This window comes from Hoeflea sp. 108, assembly GCF_000372965.1.
Classification (GTDB): domain Bacteria; phylum Pseudomonadota; class Alphaproteobacteria; order Rhizobiales; family Rhizobiaceae; genus Aminobacter.
On the sequence record NZ_KB890026.1, the window covers coordinates 169,862 to 186,857 of the forward strand.

Sequence of the window (16,996 nt, forward strand, 5' to 3'; positions counted from 1 at the left end):
GTCAGTTACGCACCATGCGCCGCGTCACAGCAAGGCGCAACCATGCCGGCAGTGCCGCAAGGAGCTTCATCGATAGCGCCATCTTCCACGGAAAGGCAATCTCGAAATGCCGCGATATCAATCCAGCCATGATGTGGTCGACCGCCGCATCGGCCGAAATCAGGAACGGCATCGGAAAGTCGTTCTTCTGCGTCAGCGGCGTGTCGACGAAGCCCGGATTGATCAGGCTGAGGCGCACGTTGCGGGCGGCGAGATCGGGGTGCAGCGCCTCGCACATGTTGATGAGGGCCGCCTTGGACGCGCCATAGGCGGCGGCGCCTGGCAGGCCGACATAGCCGGCAACCGAAGACACGACAGCGATGTGTCCCGACCCACGCGCCAGCATGCGCGGCATCAGCGCAGCCAGGCAATGGACAGTGCCCATCAGGTTGACCTCGACGGTAGCGCGAAAGGCGGCCGCGTCGAAGCGGATTGCGGAGTCGCGGGCGTAGGTGCCGGCATTCAGAACAGCAAGATCGAGCGGCCCAAGGTCATCTTCGATGCTGGCAACGGTCTCGCGCACGGCCTCAGCGTCCGTCACGTCGAGCGGAAAGGCATGGATGAGGTCAGGCTCATCAGCTGCAAGCGTGGCGAGGTCTCGGGCCGTCCTCGAGCTGACAGCGACTTGCCAGCCCTCATGGGCGAGGCGAACCACCAGGGCACGGCCGATGCCGGAACCGGCTCCCGTGACCCACGCCGTCCGTCCGGCCGGCCTGGCCCGGCCGCGCTTGTCTACGTCTATGTTTCCACGCATGTCGGCTCCCTTGCAAGATCGGGTCTTCACTCCTGTTACGTTGGAAGCAGGCGATTGGTTCAATGGGTGGTCCGTGTAACGGGCCGAACGGCATGCCCGGCATGTGCGCCCGAAGGGCAGGGGATTGCATAATGGTTGGTTCGCTGGTCTGGTTTCGCGACGACCTCAGGCTGGCCGACAATCCAGCGCTAGACGCCGCGGTCGCGCAGGGCGGTCGCATCACGGCCCTCTATGTGCTTGAGCAGGCCGCCGGCTTGCGGCCCCTCGGCGGCGCGGCTTCGTGGTGGCTCGGCAAAAGCCTCGCATCACTGGCCCAGAGCCTGGATGCTGTCGGCATCGATCTGCAGATCGAAACCGGAGATCCCCACAAGATCGTACCTGCCGCAGCCCAACGGCTCAGCGTTGCAAATGTTCTCTGGAACCGCCGCTATGCGCCTGGCGCGCGCGCGATCGACAGTGCGATCAAGACCACGCTGCAGGATGGTGGGATAAAGGCGATTTCCTTTCCCGGCAACGTGCTTGCCGAACCATGGAACATCAAGACCGGCAGCGGCGGCGCGTTCCAGGTTTACACGCCCTTCGCCAGGGTAGTCCGGCAATGGCCGATCGCGTTTCCGCTGCCAAATCCTGTCCCCAAAGATCGAGAACCCTCGGAGGACGGCGTCGCCACGTCGACCTTTCAGTCCAAATGGGCCAAGAAGCTAGAACATCACTGGTCGGTCGGCGAGACCGGCGCACTTTTATCGCTGCTGCGCTTTTTTGACGAGGCACTCGCTGATTACGTCGAGGATCGCGACCGTCCGGACCAGCCGGGCACGTCTGTCCTGTCGCCGCATCTGCGCTTCGGCGAGATCAGCGCCCGGCAGGTCTGGCATGCCGCTCAGGCCGTTGCCGCAAACGATCCGGCCAAGGGCACGGCGGTCGAAAAGTTCCTGTCGGAACTGATCTGGCGCGATTTCAACTACCACCAACTCTACCATCGCCCCGACATTGCCAACATCGCCATGCGCGACACGCTCGCCGGGTTTGAGTGGCGCGACGACCAGCCCGCCTTCGCGGCCTGGAAGCGAGGGCGCACCGGCATTCCGATCATCGACGCCGGCATGCGCCAGCTTTGGGAGACCGGCTGGATGCACAACCGGGTGCGCATGCTGGTGGCGTCGTTCCTGACCAAGAACCTGCTCATCGACTGGAGGCGGGGCGAGCAATGGTTCTGGGTCACGCTGGTCGACGCCGACGTGGCGAGCAATCCCGGCAACTGGCAGTGGGTGGCCGGATGCGGCATGGACGCTGCACCCTATTTCCGTATCTTCAATCCCGTGCTGCAGGGTGAACGCTTCGATCCTACTGGTACCTACGTCCGGCAATGGCTGCCGGAGCTAGCCCGATTGCCGGATGCCTGGATACACCGTCCGTCAGAGGCGCCAAAAGACGTGCTCGCAAGCGCTGGGGTGGTACTCGGCGAAACATATCCACGCCCGCTCGTCGATCTCAAGGCGTCGCAGCGGCGAGCGCGGGAAAGCTTCGCCTCGCTCAAAGCATAACCGCCGTCGGATCAGACTGACTGAGCACCGCGCCCTTTATGTTCCGGCAACTGCACCCGGCATGGCTCTTGGGAGGTCGCCGAATGTTTCGGGTGTCCTTGCATCCTCTTCCATGGCCCTTCGTCGTCATGACTGCCAGAAACGAGCGCGCTCCATTGTGGTGGCGCAGCCTCAGTGTTGCCGTATGTCTCGGCGGATGGCCTGTTTTCCGCGGCTTTTCGGCTGTCTTGGTTGCGAATAGTTGTGCGCCGGTGTGCGGGTCGCAGATTGCTGTTTCGTCAGACATGGTTTGCCACCTGGCTCTCTGAGACAGCAGACCGGTATCGCACCAAGTGCGGTCGTCGCCAACAGCGCGAACACGGGTGATATGGAGCCCAGGCCCGATGCCACGACAGGCCACAGTGGCGAACACACCTTCGTGCTGGCTCTGCCCATGTTGGATGAGAAATGGACTAACCATCACTTGCCAACTTAAATGCGGTATCGCCCGATGAGTTCGATCATCCGCTCGGCCGCCTTCACCGCCGCCGCATGATCCTGTGAGAAGTTCAGCCGCACGCTATCTGTGGAATGCGGACAGAACTCGGTGCCCGGTGTCACTATGACGCCAGCCTGATGGCGCAGGATACGGATGAAGTCCGCGGGGGCCACGGAAAGTTCCGGCAGGCGCGGGAACAGATAGCTACCGGCCCTTGGGGTGCAGGCTTCAATGCCTTCGACGGCGCGCAAAACCTCTAGCAGATCGTCGCGGATGGCCTCATGCAGGCGGATGCGCTCATCCATCCAGCCCTCGGGCTCAGAGAACCATGTGTGCAGAACTGCCTGATTGTAACCGGCAGCGCGCAAGGAGACGACGGCCTGGAGCTTTTCCATGCGCTCAAGGAGGTGCGGTGCTCCAAAGGCCACGCCAAGCCGGTAGCCGCTGAGCGATTCCGTCTTGGACGGCCCCATGATGGTGATCACATTCGCCGGGTCGATGCCGTTCGCACGCAAGTGAGTGTAGGAGGCACCCTGATAGCGCAGGCGCGAGTAAAGTTGATCCACGATCACAGTCACGCCGTATTTGCCAGCCAGCGCGGCGATCTCGTGTATCTCGGCCTCGGAGTATATCACGCCTGTCGGGTTGTTCGGGTTGGAGAAGACGAAGACTTTCGCGCCTTGACGGAAGGCCTCTTCCAGTTGGCCAAGGTCGAGACCCGCATCGGCATCCGACTTCATGTAGTCGAGCCGCACGGGAACGATCTCGCCTTCGAAGAACTCGACCAGCTTTCGGTTGGCGAAGTAGTCGGGCTGTACGATGGCGACCTTGTCGCCATGCGCGACCGTGCTAGCGACCGCCAGGAAAAGTGCCCCCTGCGTTCCGGGCGTCAGGATCATGGCATCCGCCGCATCGACCGGAGCGCCGGTGAAGTCGGCCAGCTTGCCGGCTAATTCCTCACGAATCTGGCTTGATCCGCGATATTCAGTATAGGCCTGACGGCCGCCGCTGCGGACACCTTTGGCGAAAACCTCGAATGCGCCGGGCGTGGGCGTGAAGGCGTCTACATCGCCGTGCGAGAAATCGACGGGCACGCCCGCAAGAGGCTCGCCGCGCAGCAGGCTATGGAGGTCGCCCTTCTTTTGGCGCACCTCTTGGCCGGGAGCGTTGTCTGTGCCGAGCTTGCTAAACTTGTCCTGGACTGACATCGAGAAATTCCTTGCACCGGGGAGCGGGGAGCGGGGAGCGGGGAGCGGGGAGCGGGGAGCGGGGAGCGGGGAGCGGGGAGCGGGGAGCGGGGGAACATGAGCCGAATTGCACACTTGGCAATGGTTGTAGCTTGCTTTGACAAGTAGAAAAATCTCTTTTCCGCTAACATCAGAAGATAGGAAAAGTTATCTATGGACATACGCTTCCTGGAAAGCCTGGTGGAGGTTGCCGAATGCGGCTCTATTGCCGAAGCGGCACGTAGGTTGAACCTGACGCCGGCAGCAGTATCGCAGCGGCTGAAGGCGCTCGAGCAGGAACTGGGACATTCGCTGATCGCTCGTGCCGGGCGTACCGTGCGCCCGACCGCCTCCGGTCTTGCCGTGCTGGAGAAAGCTCGGCACTTGATCGCGGGTGCGCGCGACCTGCGTGCCATCGCCGCCAATGATCTGCCTGCCGGAGAATTGCGGCTTGGCTCGACGGCGACAAGCTTGACTGGCATTCTGCCCGAGGTCATCGCCTCACTGAGCCAGCGCTACCCTCTCATTGAATTCTTTGTTCGACCGGGCGCTTCAGTGGACCTTTATCACAGTTTGCTCTCGGAGGAGATCGATGCTGCTGTGATTGTGCAGCCACCATTCCAGATCCCAAAGTCGATCGGGTGGATGACCCTGCGCGAGGAGCCGCTTGTCTTGATCGTGCCTGAGACGATGGAGATCAGTCACCCCGAGATGGCCATCAGCACTGCGCCCTTCATCCGCTACGACCGGAACCAGTGGGGTGGGCAGATTGTGGACAGCTACCTGCGGCAGCATCGGTTGAAGGTGCGCCAATGGTTGGAGCTTGATGCGTTGGACTCAATTGCCGCACTGGTGAGCCGAGGAATTGGAGTTGCCATCGTGCCGGACTGGTCTCCTCCTTGGCCCGAGGGGCTGCGGCTGCGCAAAATCCCTCTTTCGGACGGTGAGCGACGAAGGGTCGGCGTCCTTTGGAGGCGCTCTGGTCCTCGGAGCGCTGCAATCCGTGCCTTCGTCGATACCTGTGGAGAAATCCAGCGGTGATACCAATCGCCGAAGGCGATTAACGGGAGCATATGCCCATCGGTCTGACCGAGAAGGGCGTTCCAGTTCAGTTTTTTTGTTGCACATCCTATGGCCGATGGCGACCTCGCCGCCCGGTCATCGTTTCAGCTTCCGCTTAACGTCGGGATCAACCCTGCGAGCCCGGATTCTTCTTGCGAGCTATGAGGAACATGTGATCCTCGAGCGCCTTTTGGACGTCAGTCGCATTGGTTTCAGGCTTAGCGATTTCCGCTAAGATCCAGTCGCGAAAGGCTTCATGCTGGTGGGGAATTGCAGACAAGTCTTCATCGCGGAATCGCTCAAGATTTGAAACGATAAGGACATGCCGGGCAATCGTATCCCAAAGAATCCCGGCAATCGCATTGTCGGCAGCATTCCGAATTGATCGATGGAACTCCAGGTCGGCCGTCAGAGAGCTTTGGGCATTCCCCGCCTTGGCTGAGGCGTACATTTTCTCTATTGCGGCATCAAGAACCGCTGGGCTGCCGTTGCCCATGCGCCAATTCTGAATTGCATCCCGCAGCAAGAAAGCCTCGAGAGACAGCCGGACCTCCATCACTTGCTGAGCCACTTTGGGATCGAATGCCGCGATTCTGTATCCCTTGTGGCCAACGCCGCTGATGATGCCCTGGGCATGCAGCACCTTGAGTGCTTCTCGAATCGGTACTCTGCTAACACCAAGCTTCTCAACGAGTGTGGCTTCTACAATCCGCTCGCCCGGAACGATGATGCGGGTCGCTATCGCCTCGGCAATCGTGTCAGCAACGCTCTCAGACAGAGATGTGCGTTTCGGTTGCGGCAGTTCAATAGAAGCCAAAATTCCAGCCAACAGCCTTCCCCTTCTATTTGCCTGCCAATGGTCTCAAGTATGTTTCCTGTCTCGCCATCGAAAATTCGTCACTCGACAGCCGGGCTTCGGTAACGACCATCATCAATAACGTCGCATACTACATGGCTCATATCGGGATGCCAGAAGGCAAGCAATACAGAAGCTCGCACATGTCCAGGCAGCCGTTTGAAGAGAGGGAGAAGTTGTGGAGGGTGGTCTATCCGGTGCCCGCAATCGTGCTGTGCCCTGGGCGCGACGATGCCGGTGCGAAGGCAGTAGTCCACTGACCGCGCGCCAACCGCCCCATCCACAATCATCTTCAACCGCTTCCAAGGGGCCGCAACTCTTCAGAACGGGAAGGGAAGCGCGATTCCCCAGTCCATACCGCCAGCATTTTTGACGTTCCTATTGTAATACAATCAGACAATCATACAATGATACCTTGCGCTTTGATTTCCAGACAGAAGGGATGCAGCGGTGAGACTAGAAGGCCAAGTTGCGGTGATAACCGGTGGTGCAAGTGGCATGGGGCGATCAACCGCCCTGCTGTTTGCAAGGGAAGGAGCCAAAGTGGTTGTCGGCGACGTCGATACCGCGGCCGGCGCCACGCTTGAAGGTGAGGCAAGGGCCTTTGGGGGTGACTTGCGTTTTCAGCGTTGCGACGTGTCCGTCGAAACGGACGTGGCACAGCTCGTTGCAGCAGCCGAAGACGGCTATGGAAAGCTGGACACGATCTTTAACAATGCCGGCATTGAGCAACCCGTCACACCCTCAGATCAAGTAACCGAGGCACTGTTTGATCGGGTCATAGACATCAATCTCAAGGGCGTATTCTTTGGTTGCAAGCATGCGATCCCTGCGTTGTTGCGCAACGGAGGGGGCACGATCGTAAACAATTCATCCGTGAGCGCATTTGCCAATGTGGGCGGAAATCTGTCTTATGCGGCTTCCAAGGGTGGCATCATGTCCATGACCCGGGTCATCGCAGTCGAATATGCGTCCCGCAATATCCGCTGCAATGCTATCAATCCGGGTGTGATCGACACGGGCATGAACCGGCGCAATCTGGACCTATCCAGCAATCCTGAGGAGTTGGAACAGCGCTGGCGTGCGATCACGCCCATGGGCCGTATGGGCACAGGCGACGAGATAGGGGAGGCAGTCCTGTTCCTCGCCTCGCGTCAATCCTCTTTCATCACAGGTGTTGGCCTGCTGGTCGATGGGGGGCGGGTGGCAACATGAGTGGCAAACTCGCTGGCAAGGTCGCCGTCGTCACAGGCGCGGCGCGAGGATTGGGGCGTGCTGTAGCCCAGCTTTACGCTCAGGAAGGCGCCACAGTCTATGCGCTCGACCACCTGGTGGATGAACTGACCTTACTCCAGCAGGATACTGGCGGCATAAGGCCCCGGCCGCTCGACCTCACGGATGTCGACGCAATAGAATGTGTCTTTGGTGCTATCCACGATGAAGCCGGCCACATTGACGTCCTGGTCAATAATGCGGGCATCATTTTTTTCAAGCCGGTTGAAGAGGTCTCGGTGGCGGATTGGGACAGGCTGATGGCCGTCAATCTGCGAGGTGCGTTTCTTTGCGTACGAGCGGTTGCTCGGGGGATGAAAGCTCGCCGAGCTGGCGCCATCATCAATGTTTCCAGCAATGCCGGCATTACCGGTGGGCTCGACGAATCCACCTATTGCGCATCCAAGTTCGGACTTGAAGGCTTGTCGCGATCGCTCAGCCATGAGTTCACGCCATACAATGTATCGGTCAACACAATTACACCGGGCCATCCGATGCGTACGCCAATGAGCGAGGTGACCTATTCGGCCGAGTTGCGGAAGATCTGGAAGGATCCAGTCGAACTGGCCCCTGCCTTCGTTCACCTGGCTCTTCAGGATGCCACGGGCATCAACGACCAGCGTATCAAAGCTTGGGACATGGTTTTGGAGCTGCGCAACAACGCTGGCTGACCCCGCCCGGCAAACGCAGCTTTGACAAAGGCCCCAAAATGCCATTCGGGGCCTTTGCTTTTCAGATTGGTCGCTACCCTATGACGCGACTAACTCGCTTCGTGCCGCCTTTCTCCGAACGGGCGACGACGGTGATTGCGCCTTTGCCGGCAATTCGTACGAGCCATTCGGTCGGCTTGGCGTTCGCGGTCCATTGCTGACCCCATGGGGACCATGGATAGAGACGTTCATTGCGGCCCGCCAGGTGGCCAAGGTCGGCGCACTCAGGATTCATCATGAGCTCACCGCCTTCAACCTCTATGGAAGCAGTCACCGTCTTTGCAACTTTGTTGGCGATGGCGACATCGGAAAGATTTGTCGGAAGATAACCATGATTGGCGATGATGGAGCGGACCTTGTAGAGGCCCGCCCCAAGATGGGTCACGGTCACATCGTCAATCTTGATCTGGGGGGCAGCCGCGGCGTGCTTGAGGTTGAAGAGCACGTTCTGTCTGCAGATTTCTTCCAGCAGCTCGCCTGGAGGATTACGATAAGTCCAAATATTGACCATGCCGCCGATCTCGATCGCCCCGAGCTGGGGGTGGTCAAAATGCTTCCAGTCGCGCCAGCCTCTTTCGGCCATATTCTTCTTTACGTAGTCATAGACCTTCTGCTGCACATCTTCATTACGCGGATAGAGGTTGTAGTAGCCCTCCTTCGGCACACCCGCAGCACGTTCGATGTCCCACAATTCCGTACCGAAAGAAATGATGCCCATCTCTTCATAGGTCCAGTCCATTAGCCCGCCGCGACGCACGACCGATTTGTCAGGCGTGAACTCTTCATAGATCGATATCGTCGGATAACCGGTCAGTGCAGTGCCGACTTTTCCGATCTCTTTGTAGAGGTTGATATCACGCGCGCTCATCGCACTGTCTGGGCGCGTCATCGACGGGCGCAGGATGATCCCGCCGTGGGTATGATATGCGCACATGCCGCAAATATTGGGATGATCGAGGATGACCTTCGCCATGCCGTGCGCTTCCGGTTCCGAAAGCGGATGTACGCCGCCGCCATACTCCTGAGGCGACCAGTTGGTCGGGAAGTTGCGGTTCATGTTGCCGTCGAAAGGTTTCTCGATGGGCACATTCACGTTGTCGTAGTTGCGAACCGTGCCTTCTGGATACATCCGGTAATATTCGCCGCCTTCCTCGCCGGGCTCGCGCTGCACCATGATGTCAGGATTACTGGTACTCTTCTTCCATTCTCCTTTCGGATCGGGAACCCGCATCCAGACAAGGAAACCGTCTCCATCGATATCTTCGGGGATTAGACCCTCGACACGGTCGGCTCCCGGCATGAAACGGCCGTTGCCGCACCAATTGTAGTAGGGTGGGACTAACGAGAGCTCGGCTCCGTCGGGATTGATGCGAGGGAGAATGTAGAAGGCTTGGCTGTCTACGAGACGGGTGACCTCCTTGTCGATTCCATACTGTGTAAGCAGGTGATTGACAGCGTAAAGCGCGGTGGCACTCGTCGCGTGCTCCTCGGCATGAATCTGTCCGTCAATGTAGTAGCCGGGCTTTTCCTCGAGTGGTCCGGTCTTCCTGTTACCAATCTCGACCAGCCAAACGTCGCGCCCCTGGAAGGACTTTGCGATAGACGTCAGCCGTGCCAACTCTGGATAGGCGTCGACCAGCGCCTGAAGCCGTTCGGTCATTTCGGCGTAGGTGTAGTAGCGATCAAAGCGTATATCGAGCGTGCTCATAGGTGTTCCTGGATGAGGCTGGGTACTGCAACGTCGCCTGGCGTAGGCGCGGTGCGAATACAGGCACTGAAATGGCCGGGCGAGATTTCGTTCAAGGACGGCACGACCCGAGCGCAGTCCGCAATGGCAAGCGAACAGCGGGTTCGAAAGACGCAGCCTGAAGGAGGATTGATCGGACTCGGGATATCACCCTTCAATATGATGCGGTCGGGTCGGGCTCTCTTGTCTGGATCAGGCACCGCCGAAAGGAGCGCCTTGGTGTAAGGATGGTTGGGAACGCGATAGAGATTGCGGGTGGGGGCCACTTCCATGATCCGTCCCAGATACATGACGATCACACGGTCGCTGATATGTTCGACCACAGCGAGATCATGCGCAATAAACAGCATGGTCAGATTGTAATGTGCCTTCAGATCCTCAAGGAGATTGACTACCTGCGCCTGAATCGAGACGTCCAGCGCAGAAACCGGCTCGTCGGCAACGATGAACTCGGGCTCAACCGCCAGTGCTCGGGCTATGCCGATACGCTGGCGCTGCCCACCTGAGAATTCATGCGGGAACCGATCCAAATAATCGCCGGAAAGCCCGACCTGTTCGAGCAAGGCGACAATCCGGTCCTCTCGTTCCTCGGGGCGGCCGATCTTGTGCACGGCCAGCGCATGGCCGAGAACCGTGCGAACCTTCTCACGCGGGTTGAGGCTCGCGTAAGGGTCCTGAAAGACGATCTGCATGCGCTTGCGGAAGGCACGCATTTCTGAGGCAGACAGCCGGGTAATGTCAGTGCCCGCGAAATTGATCTCGCCTTCCGTAGGTTCCAGCAATCGCAGTACCGTGCGGCCCACGGTTGTTTTGCCCGAACCAGATTCACCAACGAGCCCGACGACCTCGCCCCGCTTGATGGAGAAAGAAACGTCATTGATGGCCCGCACATTGGCGACCACGCGGTTGAAGATTCCGCCCCTGATGGAGAAATACTTCTTAAGGCCGCGCACGCGCAGCAGAATATCGTCGCCTGTGGCCGCACGCGGGTCGACAATGGCGTTCATGTGCTGGTCCTCGTCGGGAGTTCGAGTTCTTGCCAACGGATGCAGCGTACGCTGCGCCCGGCCTCCAACTCTTCCAAGGGCGGCACGGCATCCGCGCATCTCTCCTCGGCGAAAGCGCAACGTGTACGGAAGCGGCAGCCGCCCGGGAGTTTTGTGAGGAGCGGTACGTAACCGGGAATTGCTTGCAGGCGGGTCTTTTCCTCCGCGCCCATTCGCGGAATGGATTGCATCAAGCCTGATGTGTAGGGCATCAGCGGTCGCGTGAAGATTTGCTCAACCGTGCCCGCCTCGACGACCTGGCCCGCATACATCACGACGACACGGTTCGCCATTTCAGCAACTACGCCAAGATCGTGCGTGATGAAAACTATCGCCATACCAAGGCGTTCCTGGAGATTGCGCATCAGGTCGAGAATCTGGGCCTGGATCGTAACATCGAGGGCGGTCGTCGGTTCATCGGCGATAAGCACGCTGGGTTCGCAGGCAAGCGCCATGGCGATCATGGCCCGCTGGCGCATGCCACCAGACATTTCATGTGGAAACTGCGCGGCTCTTCGCGCAGGCTCCGGGATGCCGACGATTTCCAGCATTTCCACGGCCCGTCTGTGGGCCTCGGCCTTCGAAACCTTCTGGTGCTGGATCACAACTTCTGCAATCTGCCTGCCGATCGTGTGCACCGGATTGAGGCTCGTCATCGGCTCCTGGAAGATCATGCCGATATCGTTGCCGCGAACGGTGCGCATCTCTTTCTCGCTCAGTTCCGCGAGATCTCTCCCACGCAGTCTGATGGCGCCGCGCGCAATCTTGCCGATCTTCTTCGGCAGGAGCCGCATGATGGAAAGGCTTGTCACGGATTTGCCCGAGCCGGACTCGCCCACGATAGCCAGCGTCTCGCCGGCATTGACGGCAAAACTCACTCCGTCAACAGCGCTCACAATCTGGCCTTCGCCAACCAGAAATGTCGTTTGCAGGTCATCCACTTCCAGGAGAGGCGATTCTGTGATCCCTGTGAAGGGGTATGGAGCTTGAGGCATGGCAGTCATGTGTTACACGCTCGATCTGGCCGTTTATCTGACTGTGGTGTCACGCTAGGGGATGCAAAGCGTCCCCAACCCGGGGCGCCGACGACCGATCCATCAAAGACAGTTCGGCCGCGTACAATTGTCCGGCGCACCCGTCCCTTGAACCGGGCACCGTAGTAGAGATGGGCGACATCGCGCGCAAAAGTGTGCAGTGTTTCTGACGAAATCTCCGTCGTACTTGCCAGGTCGACAAGGATGAGATCGCCATCCGCGCCAACCGCGATGCGCCCCTTGTTGAGCAGGCCAAATCGCGCTGCGGCGTTGGCGCTCAGCAGGTTAGAAGCCTTTTCAAGCGATAGACGCCCCTCCGAAACCGCATGAAGCATGGAAGGCACCAGCATTTCGGAGCCGGGCGATCCTGGCGGTGCGGCAAGGAAGTCATTCGAAGCCGCCAGCTTCTCTGGGTATGAAAAGGCAGCATGGTCAGTGGTTACATGGGTTATGATGCCTTCAGCGATCGCTTGCCAGAGCGCGTCCTGATCCGACTTGTCGCGTACAGGGGGATTGATCTTTGCGAAGACGCCGACACGGGCGACGTCTTGGTGAGTGCGAAATAGATAATGAGGACAGGTTTCTGCCGTGAAGTCGGACGTGCCGGCAAAGGCGCGCAGCACACGAACGGTTTTCTCGCTTGTCACATGGGCGATATGCAGCTTCGCGCCCGCCTGGACATTCATGGCGAGCAGCTTTGCTACCGCGACGGACTCGCAGATGGCAGGGCGTGCTGCGGGATGGGTATCCGGATTGGCGAGATCCAGTGTGCGAGCTCGTTGCTCAGCGGCAGCGAGCAACTGGGCGCTTTCGGCATGAACGACGACGGGAAGACCTACCTTGCCTGCGGCCTCAAGGACTTTGAGCTGATCAGCCTCGTCAGGATATGACAGGCCGTAAAACTCGTCCTCGCGACCTTCGGGGGGAGATGTCGTGAAGATTTTCAGGGCAACCACACCTGCTGCCTTCATTGCCTCCATTCTCTCAGGTAGCAGGTCGGCTGGCGCGCCGTAGAGCCCAAAGTCGATCAGCGCATGCTCAGCGAAATGCACCCGCCGAATGCCAACACGTTCGGCCGAATTGCAGCAGGGTTTGCTGATCGGCATTTCAAACAGGGTGGTTATTCCACCTGCGGCCGCGGCTCTGGTCTCGCTTTCAACAGTTCCGCGGTGTGGGAAGGCCGGTGCCCGAATGTGGAAATGGATGTCGATCGCCCCTGGCAGGAGGTGCAGGCCAGAGCCATCGATGACTTCTCGAGATTCTCCAGCGCCGGGGTTGACGAGGGCCGCAACGCGGCCTTCGTCAAGCGCAACATCCATCTGTACTAGCCCCTCGCTGGCCAGAACATTCGCATTGCGGATGATCGTGTCGAACACAGTCACTCTTTCAGTCCCAGTTCGGAAAGCGCCTGCGCGACTCCATCAAGATGCTTGAGATGCATGGATGCATAGTTGGGGGCCAGGACGATGCCGTGCCCGCCTGCACGATAGGTGGCCATGACAGAACGATAGGCGATATCTGTAGTCATCTTCGCCGTTTCCGCTCTGGTGCGCGGCGCATCCACACCGATGCCCATGTAAACCTTGGCCTTACCGTCGACGCCACGCAGTGCATCCGCGCACTGGCCGTGGACGTATGTGTCGGGGTCCATGCCGGCGGAGATGACCTCAGAATAGGGGGCTTCCTTGAGCCCAAGCATTCGGTAGAGGACTGCCGTCGCCTCGTCGGGCGAGAAATCTCGCAGGATCGTTTTCTGGAAGAAACCGAGTTCCTTCGTGAAGACCTCACCCGCCTGGTGCTGGTAGGTGATCGGCTTCACCCAATCCGCATAACGCGTCTGTTCCTCCCACGGCCATTGGGCGCGGCGGAAGATGTTGAAATGATTTCGATTCCACACGTTGAGGCCGAAAGGCAAACTGGGTTTGCACCATTTGACAAGGCCGTAAAGCTCGCGGTCGAGATCCTTGTTGCGTTCCAGCCAGAACCGCTCCCAAATCAACGCCTCCGGATTGGCCCAGAGCGTCCGGATGAACGTGACAAAAGCGCCGTCGGCGAATTGCTTGCCAGAGGCCGCTTCTTGCATGAAATCGTAGAGGTTGAGGAGCGCCCGGCGGCAAGCTTCTACGTCAATGCCGCGCTCCATGGCTTCACGCCGTGCATGGGCCGAGAAATCTCCCGGCGCGGCGCCCTGGATCAAAGTGTCGAGCGGCGAGTTGCGCTCGTTGCACCACATCACTCCGTCGATGTCGTAGTTGCGTACCTGGTCCTCGACCATGGAGAGGATCCAGTTGCGGTAGTCAGGATGGCTGGTTGCCGGGTCACCGGACAGGCGGCCGAAGACATCAACTTCCATGGCTTGCGCCAGGTTGGGAATATCCACCGTATTGGTGGAGCCATGGCCGGTATATTTGAAGAAGGGCTCCATCAGCTCGATGTAAACCTTCATGCCTCGGTCATGGGCGGCGGGGATCACCATGTCCAGGATGTCCTTGCCCTGAAACTCCGGATCTCGAGTACGGTAATCCTTGATGAAGGTGCCGCTGTAGTACTTCGGATCGGGCTTGAAGTAGGCGCCGCCCCTCATTGCAAAGGGCTGTGGAACGCCATGATCGGGCCAGCCGTCAAGCTTGTGGGAAATCGATCGCCCTGTCTTGAGACCGAGCCAGGAGACCGTTCCAAGCATCAGAACGTTTACACCCACACGGTCCTTTAGAGTATCGAGAACTGTGTCCACGCCTTCGTCGAGGAAGCTGATCGGGCTGATCTGAATGCCGACGAATTTTTCATCTGGATTAGGTTTGCCGATCATGCCGCAGCCTTCCCGCAACGATCCATGAACGCCTTCATGCGTTTGACCGCTTCCTTCAGCACTGGCAGAGGCTGCAAGAAGGAGAGGCGAATGTAACTCGGGTCGTGATCGCCAAACATGGTGCCTGGGAAGAGCATGACGCCCGTTTCGCGCAAGAGCCTCTCGCAGAAATCGGGGGTCGACATCCCAGTGCTCGAGACGTTGATGTAAACGTAGAATGCTCCTCCGGGATTGCCGTAGGTGAGGCCCATGTCATCAAGTGCCGGCAGAAGAAATGCCCGCCGCGTTGCATATTCGTCGATCATTGCCTTGATCGGCTCATGTGGACCGGTGAGTGCGGCGAGGGCGGCATATTGCGACACGGTGCATGTGTTGATGGAGAGCGTATGACGCATCTCCGTGACCTTGCTGACGAAGTCTGCGGGTGCTGCAAGATACCCGACCCGCCAGCCCGTCATCGCATAGGTTTTGGAGAAGCCGTTGAGGGTGATCGTACGCTCTTTCATCCCCGGCAGCGAGCCGATCGAAAGGTGCTCATGGCCCTCGTAGATGATCTTGGCGTAAATCTCGTCAGAGACGACGACGAGATCATGTTTGACGGCGAGCTCCGCAATCTTGCGAATGACATCTGGTGGGGTCACCGCGCCGGTCGGGTTGTTCGGCGACACAAGCACGAACATGCGCGTGCGCGGCGTGATGCGTTTCTCGATCTCTGCGATATCGAGAGCGAAATCGTCTATCTGGAAGGTGGGAACCGGAACTGGAAGCCCGCCCGCGAAGTTGACCGCTGTGTCGTAAGTCATGAAGCGCGGCGAAGTTATCAGCACCTCGTCGCCCGCGCGGATCAGCGCCAGCATGATCAAGGTAATAGATTCCTGAACGCCGGCAGTAACGATGACCTCGTCGGCGGTGTACTCAAGCCCGTACTCCTTTTGAAGGTCGGCCGCGATCGCCGCGCGCAAGGCAGGTATGCCGGTCGGCGGCGTGTAGTGGTGCTGGTTGGCGTCGATCGCCTCCTTTGCCGCTGCGGCGATATGGACTGGTGTGTGGAAATCGGGATCTCCACGCCCCATAGCGATGACATTGTTCATGTCGGCGGCAATGGCGAGCATCTTGGAGCGGAAGGAAAGGTCCTCTTCAACGATGCGGTTTGTCAGTTTACTGGTGATCGCACTCATCAGTGCATCCTCTTGCCGGCGATATAGGTCTGCTCGACCTGTTCCAAGGCGTACAAATCCTTGTCGGGCTTGCCATTGACGATGATGAAATCGGCTTCCTTGCCTGCCTCCAGCGAGCCGATCCTCTTGTCGAGCCGTGAAAGCTCGGCTGCGCGGATGGTAATAGAGCGAAGCGCGTCCAGTCGGTCAGGGCAAACCCCGACCTCGACCATAAACTCGAGTTCCGGGGCAATTGAGTCGTGCTCGACGGCTGGGCTGCCTGCGTCTGTCCCGAAGACGATGGGGACGCCGGCCTTGGCGGCGCGCACGAGCCCGTCGAACCGCGACTTGTCGCCCACCGCGCGCTGACGCTCCTCGATTTTCCATTCAGGGATCGCGAATTTGCGGGCTATCTCGGGTTTGGCCTGCATGACCAGCGCCGAGAAGGTCGTGACGATCGGGATTTTCTTGTCGAGAAGGACCTGGATCGTCTCGTCACTCATCGATCCTCCATGCTCGACGCAGTCAACGTCGAATTCCGCCACCCGGCGGATGCAGGTGTCATATGTGGCATGCGCTGTGATGGGCAGTCGGTTGCGATGGGCTTCGTCGATGACGGCCTCAAGCTCCGCATCGGTAAACTCCAAAGTGTCATGGCAGGCCATGATTTTGATCAGGTCGGCGCCGCCTTTCACCTGGTCGCGCACCGCACGTCGCATCTCGTCGGCGCCGGACGCTTCGCGACATACCCAGTAGGTGTGTCCCCCGGTTTGAATAATACTTTCGCCAGAGACCAGCAGGCGCGGCCCTGGAAAGATGCCCTGTGCCACGGCCTGCTTGGTAAAGAGATTGGCATTGTGGACGCCGAGGTCGCGCACCAGCGTAATGCCGGCTCGCAGCGACTTGATCATGTTGCCTGCCGCCTTGTAGGCCCGGATTTCGGGTGGGTCGTACATGGACTGGAAGGAGAGTTCATGGATGCCGTCCCAGGAGAGATGGGCGTGCGAATTCGCCATGCCCGGCATCAATGTCTTGCCGCCCGTGTCGAACACGGCGATGTCGGCGGGGGCAACGCCCAGATCGGCGCGCTTGCCTATGCGGATGATCTTGCCGGTCCGTATTTCCATGAAGCCGTCTTCGATAACCTCGTCACCCACAGCCGTAATGATGCGGCCGAAGATGATCTGGTCGATTGATCGGTTCTCGAACATCGGCTTGATGATCTTGGTGTAGTGCCAGAAAGGGGGTTCGGCCATGGTGCT

14 protein-coding genes are annotated in these 16,996 nt (G+C 59.2%); 4 read left to right on the forward strand and 10 right to left on the reverse strand.

Annotated elements, in window-relative coordinates; all coding sequences use genetic code 11:
• Position 1: 1 nt before the first annotated feature.
• Positions 2-793, reverse strand: a complete 792-nt coding sequence (locus B015_RS0128780; RefSeq protein ID WP_018431233.1) for an SDR family NAD(P)-dependent oxidoreductase — start codon at positions 791-793, stop codon at positions 2-4.
• Positions 794-924: 131 nt separating this feature from the next.
• Between B015_RS0128780 and B015_RS0128785 the strand changes: the two genes are divergently transcribed.
• Positions 925-2,337, forward strand: coding sequence for a deoxyribodipyrimidine photo-lyase (locus tag B015_RS0128785; RefSeq protein ID WP_018431234.1), 1,413 nt, complete (start codon positions 925-927; stop codon positions 2,335-2,337).
• Between the two features lie 471 nt (positions 2,338-2,808).
• Here B015_RS0128785 and B015_RS0128790 read toward each other — a convergent pair whose 3' ends face one another.
• Positions 2,809-4,023 (reverse strand): pyridoxal phosphate-dependent aminotransferase, encoded by a 1,215-nt coding sequence (locus B015_RS0128790; RefSeq protein ID WP_018431235.1) that lies wholly within the window; start codon positions 4,021-4,023, stop codon positions 2,809-2,811.
• A 192-nt stretch (positions 4,024-4,215) separates the two neighbouring features.
• Between B015_RS0128790 and B015_RS0128795 the strand changes: the two genes are divergently transcribed.
• Positions 4,216-5,082, forward strand: coding sequence for a LysR family transcriptional regulator (locus B015_RS0128795; protein ID WP_018431236.1), 867 nt, complete (start codon positions 4,216-4,218; stop codon positions 5,080-5,082).
• Between the two features lie 148 nt (positions 5,083-5,230).
• Here the strand turns inward: B015_RS0128795 and B015_RS0128800 are convergent, their stop codons facing one another.
• Positions 5,231-5,932 carry a GntR family transcriptional regulator gene (locus B015_RS0128800; protein ID WP_026227860.1) on the reverse strand — a complete coding sequence of 234 codons (702 nt, stop codon included), beginning with the start codon at positions 5,930-5,932 and terminating at the stop codon, positions 5,231-5,233.
• Between the two features lie 477 nt (positions 5,933-6,409).
• Between B015_RS0128800 and B015_RS0128810 the strand changes: the two genes are divergently transcribed.
• The gene (locus B015_RS0128810) at positions 6,410-7,174 is read left to right on the forward strand and encodes a glucose 1-dehydrogenase (RefSeq protein WP_026227861.1); all 765 of its coding nucleotides are present in this window, start codon (positions 6,410-6,412) and stop codon (positions 7,172-7,174) included.
• On the forward strand, positions 7,171-7,902 hold the full coding sequence (locus B015_RS31870; RefSeq protein ID WP_018431240.1) for an SDR family oxidoreductase: 732 nt from the start codon (positions 7,171-7,173) through the stop codon (positions 7,900-7,902). The genes B015_RS0128810 and B015_RS31870 overlap by 4 nt, the downstream gene beginning before the upstream one ends.
• Positions 7,903-7,975: 73 nt before the next feature.
• Here the strand turns inward: B015_RS31870 and B015_RS0128820 are convergent, their stop codons facing one another.
• Genes B015_RS0128820 through B015_RS0128850 form a run of 7 tightly spaced genes read right to left on the reverse strand, consistent with a single transcriptional unit; the run spans position 7,976 to position 16,990 of the window.
• Complete coding sequence (locus tag B015_RS0128820; protein ID WP_018431241.1) at positions 7,976-9,649, reverse strand: M14 family metallopeptidase; 1,674 nt, start codon at positions 9,647-9,649, stop codon at positions 7,976-7,978.
• Positions 9,646-10,695 carry an ABC transporter ATP-binding protein gene (locus B015_RS0128825; RefSeq protein WP_018431242.1) on the reverse strand — a complete coding sequence of 350 codons (1,050 nt, stop codon included), beginning with the start codon at positions 10,693-10,695 and terminating at the stop codon, positions 9,646-9,648. The genes B015_RS0128820 and B015_RS0128825 overlap by 4 nt, the downstream gene beginning before the upstream one ends.
• Positions 10,692-11,699 carry an ABC transporter ATP-binding protein gene (locus B015_RS0128830; RefSeq protein WP_026227862.1) on the reverse strand — a complete coding sequence of 336 codons (1,008 nt, stop codon included), beginning with the start codon at positions 11,697-11,699 and terminating at the stop codon, positions 10,692-10,694. Before B015_RS0128830 ends, B015_RS0128825 begins: the two co-directional genes overlap by 4 nt.
• A 35-nt stretch (positions 11,700-11,734) precedes the next feature.
• Complete coding sequence (locus B015_RS0128835) at positions 11,735-13,150, reverse strand: dihydroorotase family protein (RefSeq protein WP_018431244.1); 1,416 nt, start codon at positions 13,148-13,150, stop codon at positions 11,735-11,737.
• The gene (locus tag B015_RS0128840; RefSeq protein WP_018431245.1) at positions 13,147-14,577 is read right to left on the reverse strand and encodes a hypothetical protein; all 1,431 of its coding nucleotides are present in this window, start codon (positions 14,575-14,577) and stop codon (positions 13,147-13,149) included. Before B015_RS0128840 ends, B015_RS0128835 begins: the two co-directional genes overlap by 4 nt.
• Positions 14,574-15,755: a pyridoxal phosphate-dependent aminotransferase gene (locus tag B015_RS0128845; RefSeq protein ID WP_018431246.1), complete on the reverse strand. Its 1,182-nt coding sequence runs from the start codon at positions 15,753-15,755 to the stop codon at positions 14,574-14,576. The genes B015_RS0128840 and B015_RS0128845 overlap by 4 nt, the downstream gene beginning before the upstream one ends.
• The gene (locus B015_RS0128850) at positions 15,755-16,990 is read right to left on the reverse strand and encodes an amidohydrolase family protein (RefSeq protein ID WP_018431247.1); all 1,236 of its coding nucleotides are present in this window, start codon (positions 16,988-16,990) and stop codon (positions 15,755-15,757) included. The genes B015_RS0128845 and B015_RS0128850 overlap by 1 nt, the downstream gene beginning before the upstream one ends.
• Positions 16,991-16,996: the final 6 nt, after the last annotated feature.

Coding starts and splice junctions, on each gene's coding strand:
- B015_RS0128790 (WP_018431235.1), bottom strand. CDS start 4,023: ATGTCAGTCCAGGACAAGTTTAGCAAGCTCGGCACAGACAACGCTCCC.
- B015_RS0128785 (WP_018431234.1), top strand. CDS start 925: ATGGTTGGTTCGCTGGTCTGGTTTCGCGACGACCTCAGGCTGGCCGAC.
- B015_RS0128820 (WP_018431241.1), bottom strand. CDS start 9,649: ATGAGCACGCTCGATATACGCTTTGATCGCTACTACACCTACGCCGAA.
- B015_RS0128845 (WP_018431246.1), bottom strand. CDS start 15,755: ATGAGTGCGATCACCAGTAAACTGACAAACCGCATCGTTGAAGAGGAC.
- B015_RS31870 (WP_018431240.1), top strand. CDS start 7,171: ATGAGTGGCAAACTCGCTGGCAAGGTCGCCGTCGTCACAGGCGCGGCG.
- B015_RS0128825 (WP_018431242.1), bottom strand. CDS start 10,695: ATGAACGCCATTGTCGACCCGCGTGCGGCCACAGGCGACGATATTCTG.
- B015_RS0128850 (WP_018431247.1), bottom strand. CDS start 16,990: ATGGCCGAACCCCCTTTCTGGCACTACACCAAGATCATCAAGCCGATG.
- B015_RS0128840 (WP_018431245.1), bottom strand. CDS start 14,577: ATGATCGGCAAACCTAATCCAGATGAAAAATTCGTCGGCATTCAGATC.
- B015_RS0128795 (WP_018431236.1), top strand. CDS start 4,216: ATGGACATACGCTTCCTGGAAAGCCTGGTGGAGGTTGCCGAATGCGGC.
- B015_RS0128780 (WP_018431233.1), bottom strand. CDS start 793: ATGCGTGGAAACATAGACGTAGACAAGCGCGGCCGGGCCAGGCCGGCC.